At 60.6% G+C, this 14,784-nt stretch carries 13 protein-coding genes; 7 read left to right on the top strand and 6 right to left on the bottom strand.

The annotated features are described in order from the left end of the window. Positions 1–461: 461 nt before the first annotated feature. The 4 genes from ACIGHL_RS18805 to ACIGHL_RS18790 form a co-directional block, all read right to left on the bottom strand. The gene (locus ACIGHL_RS18805) at positions 462–1,004 is read right to left on the bottom strand and encodes a biliverdin-producing heme oxygenase (RefSeq protein WP_128119962.1); all 543 of its coding nucleotides are present in this window, start codon (positions 1,002–1,004) and stop codon (positions 462–464) included. Further along, the gene (locus ACIGHL_RS18800; RefSeq protein WP_128119961.1) at positions 1,004–3,406 is read right to left on the bottom strand and encodes a hybrid sensor histidine kinase/response regulator; all 2,403 of its coding nucleotides are present in this window, start codon (positions 3,404–3,406) and stop codon (positions 1,004–1,006) included. The genes ACIGHL_RS18805 and ACIGHL_RS18800 overlap by 1 nt, the downstream gene beginning before the upstream one ends. A gap of 69 nt (positions 3,407–3,475) precedes the next feature. Beyond that, entirely contained in the window at positions 3,476–3,961 is a 486-nt protein-coding gene (locus ACIGHL_RS18795; protein WP_128119960.1) for a response regulator, read from the bottom strand. A 13-nt stretch (positions 3,962–3,974) separates the two neighbouring features. Next, on the bottom strand, positions 3,975–6,230 hold the full coding sequence (locus ACIGHL_RS18790; RefSeq protein ID WP_128119959.1) for an ATP-binding protein: 2,256 nt from the start codon (positions 6,228–6,230) through the stop codon (positions 3,975–3,977). 225 nt (positions 6,231–6,455) lie between these two features. Between ACIGHL_RS18790 and ACIGHL_RS18785 the strand changes: the two genes are divergently transcribed. Both ACIGHL_RS18785 and ACIGHL_RS18780 read left to right on the top strand, forming a co-directional pair. Beyond that, entirely contained in the window at positions 6,456–6,863 is a 408-nt protein-coding gene (locus ACIGHL_RS18785; protein WP_128119958.1) for an SMI1/KNR4 family protein, read from the top strand. Between the two features lie 55 nt (positions 6,864–6,918). Next, complete coding sequence (locus ACIGHL_RS18780) at positions 6,919–7,293, top strand: DUF3301 domain-containing protein (RefSeq protein ID WP_128119957.1); 375 nt, start codon at positions 6,919–6,921, stop codon at positions 7,291–7,293. Positions 7,294–7,302: 9 nt separating this feature from the next. On the opposite strand, the gene ACIGHL_RS18775 is transcribed toward ACIGHL_RS18780, so the two are convergent. Further along, positions 7,303–8,265: a CobW family GTP-binding protein gene (locus ACIGHL_RS18775; protein WP_128119956.1), complete on the bottom strand. Its 963-nt coding sequence runs from the start codon at positions 8,263–8,265 to the stop codon at positions 7,303–7,305. Between the two features lie 90 nt (positions 8,266–8,355). Here ACIGHL_RS18775 and ACIGHL_RS18770 point away from each other — a divergent pair, with 90 nt between their 5' ends. Further along, positions 8,356–8,712, top strand: a complete 357-nt coding sequence (locus ACIGHL_RS18770; protein ID WP_128119974.1) for an NADH:ubiquinone oxidoreductase — start codon at positions 8,356–8,358, stop codon at positions 8,710–8,712. A 46-nt stretch (positions 8,713–8,758) separates the two neighbouring features. Here ACIGHL_RS18770 and ACIGHL_RS18765 read toward each other — a convergent pair whose 3' ends face one another. After that, positions 8,759–9,283: a DUF3617 domain-containing protein gene (locus tag ACIGHL_RS18765; RefSeq protein ID WP_181689982.1), complete on the bottom strand. Its 525-nt coding sequence runs from the start codon at positions 9,281–9,283 to the stop codon at positions 8,759–8,761. 145 nt (positions 9,284–9,428) lie between these two features. Between ACIGHL_RS18765 and ACIGHL_RS18760 the strand changes: the two genes are divergently transcribed. The 4 genes from ACIGHL_RS18760 (at position 9,429) to ACIGHL_RS18745 (ending at position 14,733) form a co-directional block, all read left to right on the top strand. After that, positions 9,429–9,947 carry a sigma-70 family RNA polymerase sigma factor gene (locus ACIGHL_RS18760; protein ID WP_128119954.1) on the top strand — a complete coding sequence of 173 codons (519 nt, stop codon included), beginning with the start codon at positions 9,429–9,431 and terminating at the stop codon, positions 9,945–9,947. Beyond that, on the top strand, positions 9,944–10,882 hold the full coding sequence (locus ACIGHL_RS18755; protein WP_128119953.1) for a FecR domain-containing protein: 939 nt from the start codon (positions 9,944–9,946) through the stop codon (positions 10,880–10,882). The genes ACIGHL_RS18760 and ACIGHL_RS18755 overlap by 4 nt, the downstream gene beginning before the upstream one ends. Positions 10,883–10,993: 111 nt before the next feature. Further along, the gene (locus tag ACIGHL_RS18750) at positions 10,994–13,477 is read left to right on the top strand and encodes a TonB-dependent siderophore receptor (RefSeq protein WP_128119952.1); all 2,484 of its coding nucleotides are present in this window, start codon (positions 10,994–10,996) and stop codon (positions 13,475–13,477) included. 68 nt (positions 13,478–13,545) lie between these two features. Further along, complete coding sequence (locus ACIGHL_RS18745; protein WP_128119951.1) at positions 13,546–14,733, top strand: PepSY-associated TM helix domain-containing protein; 1,188 nt, start codon at positions 13,546–13,548, stop codon at positions 14,731–14,733. Positions 14,734–14,784: the final 51 nt, after the last annotated feature.

The following is a 14,784-nucleotide window of genomic DNA, read 5'->3' as shown; positions in this document are numbered from 1 at the left end:
GCGAAGGCCTGTGGAGTAACAGACGCTAGAATATTCAAGTGATGCGAGGAAGCAGCCTTCGAAGCGTGGCCCTACGATGACAAAATCTGCAACGGTGGAAGGTTTATCATCCGGCGCGATTCCGAAGAACAGACCCAGCAGACGATTTGCGAGCTGATCGTAAACACTCGCTGGCCTCAGAGCGGGTGCATCCGAATCCCGCGAAACTGCTTACCGTAGTGAGCTTACTCTGGCGGAAAATTCTGGTAGCCAACCGTTTACGCTCTTTGGGTGTTGAGATTTGTCAGAATATTTTGGCAAAAATCCTGCATCTAATCGTTCTCAACATGCGAATTGTCGAAATATTATTATCTCAATGCTAACTTCAAAGCGGGCCCAGCCCCTGATCCAAGGGGCTGAAATTGTCAGAATTATTTGTAAACCACCATGTAAGCAGAAAAGCCCGAAAGGGCTTTTCTGCTTTAAGACCTGTTCGACCGGGCGGCGCTCAGGAAGCGTTCGAAGGTTGCATGCGCACCGGCCAGCACCTCTGACCAACCGCAGGCCGCTGCCTGCTGTTCCAGCTCATGCAGAAAGCTCGGCCAAAACGGCGTTGCGTTGCCGTGACTTAGATAGCGTAGCGGGGCAGAGGGGTTGGCTTCTGCTACGCGTCGCGCCAGTACACGTCCACCCAGGCGTGACCCTTCAACGACGTACGCTGCGCCCCAGCACCAGCCGGATGACGGTGCTGTGTCAGGCTGCGCTGATGTGGGTTCCGTACAACCCAACGCCTGCAGATCTGCAAGCAATGCCTGACGCCTGCTGCGCTGGGACCAGTCATTGAGCATCGTTTCGATGCCCGCCTGCTCCAGCGTGAGCTCTAACGGGATGAGCGCTAGCGCATGGGCCTGTAGAAAGGCTCGGTAGCCATCGGTCTGATCCAGCTGATAGGCCGAAAAGGCAGCGTCGATGCGTTCATGCTGAAGCGCGGTGGCTGCGCGTAGGCGATTTCGCACGCTGTCCATCAGGCCGAGCTGCTTTCTTTCAGAACCATGCTCAGCTTTCGCACCAATTGTTCTTCACGAAAGGGCTTCTGGATGATGGTCGAGCTGCCCATACCCAGTTCGCCGAGCTCGGCGTACCCGGTGATGAACACCACGGGCAGCTTGGGATAGCGAGACGAGACTGCACGGGCGAGTTCACCCCCGTTCATGCCTGGCATGGCGAAATCTGCGAGCAGCAGATCCACCGCCGCGCCCTGTTCGAGCATCTCCAAGGCCATACGACCACCGTCGGCCTGAACCACTGCGTAGCCCAGATTGCTTAGCATCTGTGCGGTTACTTCGCGCACGGCGTGATCGTCGTCGACCAGCAGTACTCTATGCGAGGCGTCGTCGACGGGCGTGCCCAGCTCATGGTCCGGGACGCCGAGGCTGCGTTCCGGTGCGGTCACTCGAGGCAGATAGACCATCACTGTGGTACCGACGCCCAGCTCAGTCTCGATGCGCGCTCCGCCACCGGATTGCTTGGCGAAACCGAACACTTGCGCCAAACCGAGCCCTGAACCTTTACCCACTTCCTTGGTAGTGAAGAAAGGCTCGAAAGCTTTTTGCAGCACCTCATCGCTCATGCCTGAACCGGTGTCCTTCACCGAGAGGACGACGTACTCGCCTGGCCCAGGTTCTTCGGCCCGCTCCGCTGGTGCTGTGATCACCGCGTTGTCGGTATGCAGTGTGAGGCAGCCGCCGGAGCCCATGGCGTCGCGTGCGTTGATGGCGAGATTGAGGATGATCATCTCGATTTGTGTAGGGTCGACCAGCGCGTGCCAGAGCCCTGCACGGGTGTCGGTTTCGATGGTCACGGAACCGCCCAGGGTGCTGTGCAACAGGCTCAAGAGACCGACCAGAGTGTCGTTCAGATCCACAGCTTTGGGGGCGAGTTGCTGTCTGCGAGCGAACGCAAGCAGCTGACTGGTCAGGGTTGCGCCGCGTTCGCCGGATTCCTGAATGTACTGCAGGCGGCTGAGCGATTTGGCCAGTGGAGCGCCTCGTTCCAGATCATTCTTGAGGAAGCTGGCGCTGGTAAGGATCACCGTCAGCAGATTGTTGAAGTCGTGTGCGACGCCCGCCGTGAGCTGGCCAACCGCCTCGAGCCGTTGCATCTGCTGCAGGGTGGCTTCGATGCGCTCGCGCTCTTTGATCTGTTCGGTCAATTCCCGGTTGGCCGCCGCGAGCTTGTCCACCGCTGCGATTTCGCTGGTGATGTCGCGCGCGGCGGCATACATCATTCCCGCCTCCGGTACCGCAGTCCAGGACAGCCAGCGGTAGCTGCCATCGCAATGTTGCATGCGGTTGACGAAGCGGTCGGTGACGTTGCCGCTGCGAATCCGTTCGGTTTCTGCGTGAGTCGCTGTGAGGTCATCGGTATGAACCAGCGACCACAACGGCGTGTTGAGCAGCTGTTCACGCGGCCAGCCAAGCGCTTGTTCCCAGGCGGGGTTGAGCGCCACCACGGTGGTGTCGAACCGCATGACGGCCAGCAGGTCTCTGGACAGCTCCCAGGTGCGGTCACGTTCCCGGGTGCGCTCTTCCACACGCTCACCCAAGGTTTCGTTCATGCGCTTGAGCGCTTCGGTCGCCAGCCGCTGCTCGGTGACATCCATCACCACCCCAATGAAGCGCTTGCACAGGCCATCTTCGAAGAACGCCTGACCGCGGGTCTCGAACCAGCGGACCTGGCCGCACTCAAGCATGATCCGATAGTCGGTGGTGTACTCCTTGTCGCCATCGTCGGTGCTGATGGCGTCCCAGATATGCTCGCGCATACGCTGCAAGTCGTCGGGGTGGCACAGCGACTCGAATACCTGGATGTCCACCGGCGCTTCGCCCGGTAAGCCGAACATGCTCCGACAGCGCCGGTCCAGGATCATCGTGCCGTTTTGTGGTTCGTAATCCCACATGCCGAGCCCGGCAGCGTCGATCGCCAATCGGGCCCGCACCTCGACCTCACGCAACGCTTCTTCTGCGCGCAGACGCCCTCGCCGTTCCTGCACTTCGCTGAGGGCTCGCTCGACAGCCTTCGGCAGAAACCCAAGGTTCTGCTTGAGCACATAGTCGACTGCACCTGAGCGCATCATGTTTACAGCATGCTCTTCACCGAATACGCCGGACAGAAAGATAAAGGGAGTGTCGGGTGCGAGCTGCCTGGCTTCCTGCAATACCAGGCTGCCGGAATAACCGGGGAGGATGAAGTCGGAAAGAATCAGATCAAAGGCGCGACGTTGCAAGGCTTCGACAACACCTGCGTGGTCGAAAACCACTTCGCTATCGACGGTGTAGCCGCTCCTTTCGAGCGTGACGAGCGCTAGTTCAGCGTCGTGCGGGCTGTCTTCAACAAACAGGATGCAGATAGGTGTTGTCGCCGGCATAACCATCCTGTCGCGGATACCGCACTACTTGAAGGGGAGTTCTGCTTTGGAGCGTTAAGCATGAGCGTTCTAGCTCGGCTCCTCACTGCTCTTGCGATCCCGAAGTTGGCGCTGCAACCGCAGCGATCCGGGTGGCGGCTCGTTTAGCACGGCCCAGAAAATCCCCAAATCGGAGATGGCGGCGACGAAATCTCGGAATTCGACCGGCTTGACCACGTAAGCGTTCACTCCGAGTTCATAAGCCCTGACCAGATCGGGCTCTTCACGGGACGAGGTGAGCATCACAACAGGAATGCTGCGCAATTCTGGCGTGTCGCGTACGGTCTTCAGCACCTCCAGGCCATCGACCTTTGGCAGCTTCAGGTCCAGCAGGAGCACGGCTGGGTTGCCATCGGCGCGGCTCACGTGGTCGCCGCGGCGGTGCAGGTAATCCAGCGCCTCGGCACCATCACGCATGACAATCACGTCATTGGCCAACTGGCTGCGCTCGAGCGCTACCAAGGTCAGTTCGAGATCGTGTGGATTGTCCTCGACCAGCAGAATCGGTTTGAGCATTTAGAGTCCCGTACTAAATGGGTGACGCGTAGGTAAGTCTGGGGAGCGAAAAGAAGAAGGTTGCGCCCTGGTTGACCTCGCCATTGGCCCAGACCTGACCATCATGGCGTTCGATGATGCGGCGCACGCTGGCCAGACCAATCCCGGTGCCTTCGAATTCTTCCATGCGATGCAGGCGCTGAAAAACGCCGAACAGTTTGTTGGCGTATTGCATGTTGAAGCCCACGCCGTTGTCCCGAACGTAGACGATGATCTCTTCAGCGCGTTCTTCGGCGCCGATTTCGATGATCGCGCGCTCGCGTTTGCGGCTGTACTTGATCGCGTTCGAGATCAGGTTGCGCAACGCCATGTGGATGAAAGCAGCGTCGGCGACCACGATAGGCAGGGGATGAACCTGCCATTCTATTTCACGGCCGTCGCAGTCCGGTGCCATTTCCTGACGAATGGATTCAACCAGCGCGGAAAGATTCACATCGGACAAGCGCAGCGCGGCGCGGCCCATCTGGGAAAAGCTCAGCAAGTTGTCGACGAGGGTTCCTGCAAATCGGGCCGCATCGCCGATATTGTCCAGAAAGCGCAGGCCGCGTTCGCTGAGCTTGCTGCCTTCAAGCTCTCCGAGTAGCTCGGCGTACCCGGCGATATGCCGCAACGGCGCCCGCAGATCGTGCGAAACGCTGTATGAAAACGACTCCAGTTCCTTGTTACTTTCGCGCAGCTCGCCCGCCAGCTGGGCCATCTCTTCTGCCTTGCGCAGGACGATACCGAGCACCGCGGTACGCAGCTCCAGCGCGCCCTCCAGTTCGACTTGCTGCCAGGGCGACGCATAGCCGCGTACCGTCTCTTGCCAGCTTTCAAAGCTGTGGCGCGGAGACAGGCTGCCCTGACTGTCGATGTGCTTCTCTGGCTGGCCGGCCCAATTGACCGTCTTGATCTGTTCGCGTCGGAACCAGATCAGATAATGCGGATGCAGGCGGGAGATAGAGATGGCCAGCAAACCGGCGCAATGCTCGGCCAGTTCAGGAATAGCCGGTACATCTCGGCTGACGCAGTCGGTGCTGAACACCAGCTGGTCGTGCTGCTGGGACAGCCAATGAGTGAGTCGCACCAGTAAGGCTGCCGGCGGCGTTTCGCCCACCGGTTCGGAGTGTTCGCCCGAGACGATGGCGCTACCGACCGCACCGGCGAAATCCAGTACGACCTTCGGCAGGCACTTGAAGCCTTCAATAACGCTGTCGCGGTCGGCCATTGACGAGAGCATCTCGACGATCTGCCGTCGCAGTTCGAGCTTGCGCTGCGCCAGGGTTGCTGCTTCCTTGGCTTCGATTTGCAGCGACATGATGCGTCCAAGGAGTTCGCAGGCCGTTCGGGTTTGGTAGTTGACCTGGCGAGGCCCGGCATCGTGGCAGGAGATCAGACCCCACAGGCGCCCCTGAATGACGATGGAGATCGACATCGAAGCCAGCGTGCCCATGTTGCGCATGTATTGCAGGTGAACCGGCGACACGCTGCGCAACGAGGCGAAACTCAGGTCCAGCGGCTCTCCGTCGGGGGTGAGCGTGGGTACGACCGGAGAGGGTTTGTAATTGGCGTCCTGGATCACGCGGATCAGGTTGTTGCAGTAGAGTTGGCGTGCCTGCGGCGGGATATCCGAGGCGGGAAAGCACAGGCCCAGATAATGCGGATAACCTTCGTCAGCCTGTTCTGCCAACACATGGCCGTTGCCCTGGGCGTCGAACCGATAGGCTTTGACCCGACCGAACCCGGTGATGCGCTTGACCTCATCAACGGCCAGTTGGCAGATGTATTGAAGGTCTTGCGCCTCCTGCAGCTGCACGACGAAAGTGCGCATCAAGGGGTATAGCTTGTCGTATGCCGCTCCTGGGCTGCCGGCTGATTCGAATTCGACGATCAGCTTGCCGTGGTAACGGTGCGCCATAAGAGCCAGCGGCGGATGGTTGCTTCGGCCAGGCAGGTTGAAATTGATGTCTCGCAGATGAAAGGGATTGTGGTCATCGTCAGTCAGACTGGCGAGCCCTTCGGCAAAGCCGCAGTCACCGATGAGTTCCGTCAGAGGCTGACCCAGCAGCATTTGCGCATCGACGCCAAGCCATTCACGAACGTTTTCGCTGGCCTGGGTAATCGTCAGTTTTGGCTCGCTGAGCACCAGCAGAAAGCCGTGGGGCTGAATGCTGCCGGGGATATGGATGGGCTCATCGCCGCATTGGGCAATGGCCTTGGCGAGCATGTCTTGGTCTTCGATGGATGCCACAATTTCTCCTGTCCGCCCCGGTACGGGCAATGGCGACGAGCAGGCACCAATTGCGGTTGCTACCTTATGGTCTGAGACTGCAAGACGGATTAATGATTAGCTGCGAAACCTGCCAGTGCGACATTTTTTCCAAACGGCAAATACTTTAGCGCGACTGGTACTGGCTAGCCAATGCGCGGGCTTGTATAAACGGCGCATTCTTAAGACCGTCGAAGGGGGACCGTCATGGAGGAAGTGATCGAGCAGCTGCGTGAGCTAAACGAGCCGGTACCGGTACCGCTCGAGCTGCCAGACGATGACCGGTTGGTCGAGGTCGAGGAGGAGTTGCTAATCAACTTACCCTTTGGTCTGCGCGAGTATCTGCTCACCGTCAGCGATGTGGTTTACGGGCGTCTGGAACCGGTAACTGCCGTCGATCCGCAATCGCACACCTATCTGCCCGAAGTGGCCGCGAGCGCCTGGGACGCAGGCGTGGAGCGAGACCTGCTACCTCTCTGCCAGGACGGGCCGGACTTTTATGTAGTCGATCTTGAAGGCGAGGTCATGCTGTTTAATGGCAGCGAGCATGAAATGACGGACGAAAGCTGGGAGTCGGTCTGGCACTGGGTGCGCGACGTTTGGCTGGAGAGTTGATGGACGTCTCGGCCATCACGCCTCGGCCGTGCGCCGGCCGCTGGCTGCCGCACGCATGATGACCCTCGGTAACCTGTTCGTCTTTCTCCTGCTGCTCTCCGCTGGCGCCTGGCTGTGGCACTCCCATGGCATTCGCGAACGGGCGCTCATCGCGGTGCGGCAGCATTGTAAAAAGATGGATGTAGAACTGCTCGATGGGAACGTAGCCTTTCGCCGCCTGGGGCTGATTCGTGATGTGCGCGGTCATCGCCGCTTCGCGCGGGTCTACGGTTTCGAGTTCACAGTGACGGGCGAGCAGCGCCATCAGGGCAGCATCGTGATGTTTGGTGCACGCCCGGGCCCCATCGAAATGGAGGCGCATCCGTTTCCGGCACGTCAGGACTCAGAACAGATCATTCAGATGGACGAATGGCGCCGTCGCGGCGAGTAGGCGTACAGCTCATAGACGACAGGCGATCATCGCGTCATTTAGACGTTTTTCATCCTGAGGCTCTGCGAAGATCAGTTCGAGGCGAGAGTCCTTGCGCCATTCGCTGGGCCTGAAGATCAGGCTTTGGCCAGCCAGTGCGTTGAGTGATTGCCAGCCCAGCGAACCCTGTATAACCAGCTTGGCGCGGCGCCAGTTCAGCGATTCCAGCCATGCTGTTACCCGCTCCAAATCAAAACGCTGGCTGGGATGCCAACGCCAGCCAATGCTCCAGCCTTCGGCATTTCCCTGGCTCTGGCAGAGCGGTTGCCGCGGGTCGAGCCAGACACTGCCAAGGGTGGCTATAGAGGAGGGCAACGCAGGCATGGCCACCGTGTTCCCAGCGCGCTGACCGATGCCTGGCAACTCCGTGATCGGTAGCTGCCCCTGTTGCGTCCAGTAGATCGGTATCGCTGGCAGCAGCGCTTGCACTGCCCGTCGTTCGGCCTGCCCTAAATCTTCGCTCTTGTTTATCACCAGCAAGCCACAACACTGCAGCGATTGCGTCTGACTCACCGGGAGCTTTTCGCCACGCAGCAGCGCCGGCCCGTCAATGACCGCCACGCTGGGCTGCAGCGCTAACACGTCTCGCCACGGTGGGCCTGCCAGTTGATCGAGCAGTTCGGCAGGATGGCCCAGGCCAGAGGGTTCGATGAACAATCGGTCTGGCTTTGCTTTGCGCAGGAGTCGACCCAGACCCACCTGGAAGGGCACGCCGTTCACGCAGCACAGGCACCCACCGGCGACTTCCGTCAGGCTCACGCCTGCATCGTCGGTGCTCAGCAGCGCTGCATCGAGCCCGATCTGGCCGAACTCGTTGATCAGCACCGCCCAGCGCTCGTTGGTTGGCCGCTGCTCCAGCAGGGCGCGTATCAGGCTGGTCTTGCCAGCACCAAGTGAGCCGCTGATGAGATGTGTCGGGATATGGGAGAGCATCGCGCTATGGTGCGCATTCTGCTGAACGGAGGAAAGCGGTTTTCAGACCTGCATGCTAGAGTCGCGACGTCCTATCGGGAGGAACCGGTGATGCGTTCGCTGTACGTGCTGCTAATGATAGTGGGGCTTTGCGCCGAGGCGTTTGCAGAAGGCTGCATTGTTCGCAGCCAGGATGATCGGGTTGAAGTGAAGGTCTGCCAGCAGAATCAAAGCATTCCTGAAACGCTGTTCCGCACCGGATTTTGCAATCCTGCTCTCAAAGACAAGAAGGTTGAAGTGACCTTCGTCGAGCAATGCCCAGCTGGATCCTTCGGTATCTGCCGTAACGCTCAGGTATCCAACATGCCGTATCGCCAGGACATTCATTATTACGGCGTGGCCAGCGATGCACGTTTTTTGAAGCCCGCCTGCGAGCAGAACAGCGCCGGCGAATGGGTGACTGAATAACCACCTAGCTCTGGGCGTTGCGTTCCACGTGAAACGTCCGCGTTAGCTAGCTCTGAGGCTTCAGCGTACCGCAGTCCTCGCCGAGCCACTGGCCGCGCGACTGCATCCGGCTGGTGCCCTGCTGTTCACCCACGGCGTACGTCGTCTCGATCATGTTGGCCACTTCCCGATTGCTGATGATCTTCGTCTCGCCCTGGCCCTTCGCATCCGGGCACTCGAAACGGAATCGCCACAGGCTGTCGGTCTGCTCAAGCACTTCCTGCGTGCAGCCGGGCTCGTCCTGGAAGGGCAACTTGCGTGATTCGACCTGAGCTTCGCTCAGGCAGAGTCGAATGCCACCGGAACCCAGCTCAACGCCTTGTTCGGCGAGCATGCTCTCCATCATCTTGCGCTGTTCGGGTGGCAGCTCTTTCATCTGCGCCAGCATTTCGGCCATGCCCGGCATTTCCATGCTGTCCACGACCAGCTTTTCACTGGTGAACTCCCATAGACCCGGCAGCAGCTGCTCAGCCTGAGCGGGCAGGGAGGCGGCGGATAGTGCAGCTAGGGTGAGCCAGGCAAAGCGGATCATGGGGGATCTCCTGCAATCAGATGTCCGATAGCCTAGTCCAGCCATCCAAAACCCGCGATTGAAACAGCAAAGAAGAAAAACCCCGTGGTCTTTTGTTTATGAGAAGCGTTAGCATTAGCGTCCTCGGGGTGAAAGGCGGCGAAACATGGCAGCTGACGGGTTGGTCAGGCAACAACTGGTGCATCGGCTCTATGTCGACCATCAGGGCTGGCTGAACGGTTGGTTGCGCCGCCAGCTCGGCTGCAGCCAGCGGGCCGCCGACCTGGCTCAAGACACCTTCGTACGGGTGCTGAGCAAGGATCAGGGGCTGGATGCGATCCGTGAACCGCGCGCCTACCTGCACACAATCGCCCGTGGCTTGTTGATCAACCATTGGCGTCGGCGGCAGATCGAGCAGGCGTACCTGGATGCCGTAGCGCTGCAGCCGGAAGCGGTCGCGCCGTCACCGGAATCCCAGGCGCTAGTGGTCGAAACGCTGTTGCAGGTCGATGCCATGCTGTCACGACTTCCGGAAAAGGTGCGCCGAGCGTTTCTTCTGTCGCAGCTGCATGGCCTGACTTACGCAGCCATCGCGCTGGAGGTGGGCGTGTCCGAGCGGATGGTCAAAAAGTACATGGCGCAGGCCATGCTGCACTGCCTGACCCTGATCGAGGACGACGCGTGAATCTCGATTACCAGGTACTGCAGGCAGCTGCCCAGTGGTTCGCTGTACTGCAGTCGGACACGGTCAGTGATGACGACCGCCAAGCCTGGCGGCGCTGGCTCAGCGATCCGGAGCACGCTCGGGCGTGGCGGCGCGTCGAGCAAATCAGCGGCCGTTTCGAGCCGCTCTCCCGCGATCCCTTTGGCGCCAAGGCGAGCAGCTTGATGCAGCGTCGGCAGCCGACGCGACGGCAGGCGCTGAAAACCCTGTCCGTCGTTTTCGGTGGTGGTGTTCTGGCTCTGGCGGGTGGCGCCATGCCCTGGCGTAGCTGGACGGCCGATCAACGCACGGCGGTGGGCGAGGTGCGCGATTGGCAATTGCCCGAGGGTTCGCACCTGTGGCTGAACACCAACAGCGCCGTGGACGTCGCGCTCAATGATCAGGTTCGCCAACTGTCGCTTTACCGGGGCGAGCTGTTGCTGCAGGTGAGCCACGATCGGCGTCCCTTGTTGCTGCGCACCGCCGAGGGCAGCGTGAAGGCCGAAGCTGCTGCGCGGTTTTCGGTGTTGCAGCGCAACGGGCATACCCGGCTCAGCGTTTTCGATGGCGCTGTCGAGGCCCGGCCCGCCAGCGGCCGATCGCGCATGGCGCACCAAGGACAGCAGCTGGACTTCACCGACCTTCGCATCGAGCCTGAACGTCCGGTTCAATCGGGTCGGCAGGCCTGGGCGAGCGGGGTACTGCTTGCCGATAATCTTCGTCTGGACGCGTTCATCGCCGAATTGGGGCGCTATCGGCAGGGTTACCTGGGTTGTGATCCTCGAATCGCCGGCTTGCGTGTCGTCGGCGCCTACCCGCTGGCCAATACCGACCGAGTGCTGGATGTCGTTGCCAGCACGCTGTCGCTGCGCGTGAATCGCCGGCTGCCCTGGTGGGTGAGCCTGGAGCCGGCATAGCCGCGCTAGTGGAGCCAGAGCAAAAAAATTCGTTGGGTGGTTCCCTTTTCTCTGCTCTCGCTGGGCATAACCGCATCGATCCCGAATTTGCCTTCGCAGAAAGGATGAATCATGCGCTCCAATGCCTTGCCTCCCCGCCGTTCCAATCCACTGTCTCGGGCCGTCCGTGCCGCGCTGCTCTGTTTGCCACTGACGGCGATTGCCGTTGCGCCCGTGGCGCTGGCGCAATCGGCCACTGAGCAAACTGCACGGCGCTATGACATTCCAGCTGGTTCTCTATCCAGCGCATTGAGCCGTTTCGCGGGCGAGGCGGGGGTGATGCTGTCCGTCGATGGCAGCCTCGTGGACGGCCGCGACTCCAGCGGTTTGCAGGGCCAGTACGGCGTGGATGAGGGCTTTCAAACCTTGCTGCGCGGCAGCGGTTTGCAGGCGGTCCGTGACGAGCGTGGGACCTATTCTCTGGTGCCGGCTCGCGAGCAAGCCGGAGCCGTGGAGCTCAAGCCCATGGTGGTCGAGGGCTTCGCGCTGGGAAACGCACTGGGTGAGATGGACGGCTACAAGGCGACGCACAGCAGCGTGGCGACCAAAACGAGCATGCCCTTGGCTGAAACGTCCCAGACCGTGTCCGTGGTCACGCGCCAGCAGATGGAGGACCAAGGCTCGCGCTCCATCGCGCAGGCGGTTCGATACACGCCAGGCCTGATGAGCACGCCCTATGGCGCGACGACCCGTTACGACTACGTTGCCATGCGTGGAATCACCGACGGCTCTGTGGATAACCTTTACCTCGACGGCCAGAAGCTGCTGGGTGATAGCGGCACCTACAGCAGCCTGCAGGTCGACCCGTATTTCATCGAACGTATCGACATTCTCAAGGGACCGTCCTCAGTGCTCTACGGACGCAGCCTACCGGGCGGGCTGGTGGCGATGACCAGCAAGAAGCCGCAATACCAGACGAGCCGGCAGATACGCCTGTCCTACGGCAGTGAGGACAACAAGCAGGTCGCATTCGACTTCACCGGGCCGCTGGAAGACGAGCGCATTGCCTACCGCCTGGTCGGTGTCGCGAAGGATGCCGACAACCAGGTCGATGGCATCGAGGAGCAGCGTTACGCCGTGATGCCCTCGCTGAGCATCGACTTCACCGAAGACACCCGGCTCACGCTGCAGGCAATGCTGCAGCGCGATCCTGAAAGCGGATATCACGGGGGCCTCCCAGCCGACGGCACCGTCACCTCGCACAACGGCCAGCGCATCTCACGCAGCTTCTTCGAAGGCGATGAGGATTACGAAAAGTTCGAGCGCGATCAGCAGATGATTGGCTATCAGCTGGAACACCGTTTCAACGATACGGTGTCGGCGCGGCAGAACTTCCAGTATCTCGATTCGACGGTCGAATCCGGCCAGGTCTACCAGTACGGCTACGCCACACAGGACGAGCTGGTGCGCTACTACACCGGCGCCGATGAGGCGTTGCATGCCTGGACCCTCGACAACCAGCTGCAGTTTCTCTTCGATACGGGAGCGCTCAGCCATACGCTGGTGACCGGTCTCGATTATCAGCGCCGCAAGGCGAAAGTCGACTATGACGCAGGGTACGGCCTTTCGGTGATCAACCCTTACACCGGAAGCGTTGGCGCGGCTAACCCGACGTTCTACCACCAGTACGACGAGACGCGTGAGTTGGAGCAAACCGGGCTCTACGTGCAGGATCTCATCAGCCTCGGCAACTGGCGGTTCTCGCTGGGCGTGCGCCAGGACTGGGTGGATGTCTCGTTCGACCACACCGAGGACGCCTCCTACGGCGATCAGTCCGATGCCGCCAAGCTGGAGCAGTTCACCGGCCGTGTCGGTGTGCTCTACGCCTTCGATAACGGTCTGTCGCCCTATGTCAGCTATTCCGAGTCCTTCAACCCCAACGCTACCGCGGCCTACAACGCGAATAGCAGCGGTGGCTTCGACATCACGCTGCTCGACCCGACCGAGGGCGAACAGTACGAGCTGGGCCTGAAATACCAGCCGCTAGGCACTGATGATCTCTACACCATCTCTTATTTCGACCTGAAGCAGTCGAACCTGGCGAACAAGGATTCCAACGAGAATTTCTATCGTGCAGTCGGTGAGCTCACGTCCAAGGGCGTGGAGTTCGAGGCGCGTTTGCGCCCGCAGGACAACCTCAATGTGATCGCCAGCTATACCTACATGGACGTGGAGTATTCCAAGGACTTCACCGGAGCTGCCGGGGTCAACAACCGCGGCAATACGCCCAACGCGGTGGCGCGCAACATGGCGTCGCTATGGACTGACTACACCTTCGAGCAGGGCGCCATCGCGGGTCTACAAATCGGTGGCGGCGTGCGCTACTTCGGCAAGAGCTGGGCGGACGCAGAGAACACGCTGCGCATCCCGTCCTACACGCTCTATGACGCCATGCTGGGCTATGACCTGTCGCGGGTGGGTCTGGATGGGCTTGGCGCGCAGCTGAATCTGAACAACCTGACCGACGAGAAATACGTCGCGGCCTGCAACAGCCTCAGCCAGTGCTATTACGGCGAAGCGCGAAATGTCATGGCCACGCTGACCTACGACTTCTAAGAACCGGCGAAAGCCGCTGGCCTTCATCGGCCGGCGGCTTTGTGCTTTCTGCAATACGGACACTGACCATGCGTTCGATCCTGGTACTGCTGCACCGCTATATCGGCCTGGCCACGGCGCTGTTCCTGTTTCTCGCAGGCATCACCGGCAGCGTGCTGGCCTTCCATCATGAACTGGATGAGTGGCTCAACCCCGCGTTCTACCACACCGCCAGCGAAGGCTCGGTGCTGGCGCCTGGAGCGCTGGTCGAACGGGTCGAGCAGGCCAACCCGCGCATGCAGGTCTGGTACATGGAGTTCCCCGACGAGCCGGGACATGCCGCGCTAATGGCCCTGGTGCCGCGCAACGATCCGCAAACCGGCAAGCCCTATGACGTAGAGCCCGTGGTGCAATACCTCGATGCGGTGACCGGCGAGCTTGTCGGCACCCGTCACTGGGGTGAGTGCTGCTTTTCGCGCAAGAACTTCGTGCCTTTCATGCTGGAGTTTCACTACAACCTGACGCTGCCGGGCAACTGGGGGCTCTGGCTGATGGGCATCGTCGCGATCTTCTGGACCCTCGATTGTTTCGTCTCGCTGCTGCTGACCTTCCCTCGCGGGCGGCCGTTCTTCGGCAAGTGGTGGACGGCCTGGAAGATCAAGCGGCAGCGGCTCAACCACGACGTGCATCGTGCGGGCGGCCTGTGGCTGTGGTTGCTGCTCACGCCGGTCGCCATCAGCAGCATTGCCATGAACCTGCCCGAACAGGTGTTCAAACCGGTGGTGTCGTTGTTTTCACCGGTCGAGCCGAGTGTCTATGAGATGCGCGGCCGGCTGCCCAAGGACGAGCTGGGTACGACCCAGTACGACTTCCATCGAGCCTACGATTACGCCATGCAGCACGCCGCGGCCCTGGGCCTGAGCGAGCCGATTGGTGAGCTGTACTACAGCTTCGAATACAACTTCTATGGCGCAGGTTTCGGTGATCACGACAGCAACCAGGGCAATGCCTGGCTGTTCTTTCATGGCAGCGATGGCTCGCAATTGCTCGGGCAGGAGATACCGGGGCAGGGCACCTTGGGCGAGCAGTTCCACATGCTGCAGCCGGCGATACACGGCGGGCGGATCCTGGGTATGCCGGGACGCATCCTGATCGCAGTGTTGGGCGTGGCGATTGCCGTGCTGTCGGTGACCGGGGTGGTGATCTGGTGGCGCAAACTGCGCGCCAGACAAGCAGCGACGAGCAAGCGCAGAGAGGCGTTGCAAACCATCGGTTAGCCGACCTCGGCGCTGAGCCAACGAAGGGTGGATCACGCTTCACCGATCCAC

This window comes from Pseudomonas sp. NPDC077451, from assembly GCF_044543345.1.
Taxonomy (GTDB): domain Bacteria; phylum Pseudomonadota; class Gammaproteobacteria; order Pseudomonadales; family Pseudomonadaceae; genus Stutzerimonas.
This window is presented reverse-complemented; position numbering and strand designations above follow the sequence as displayed.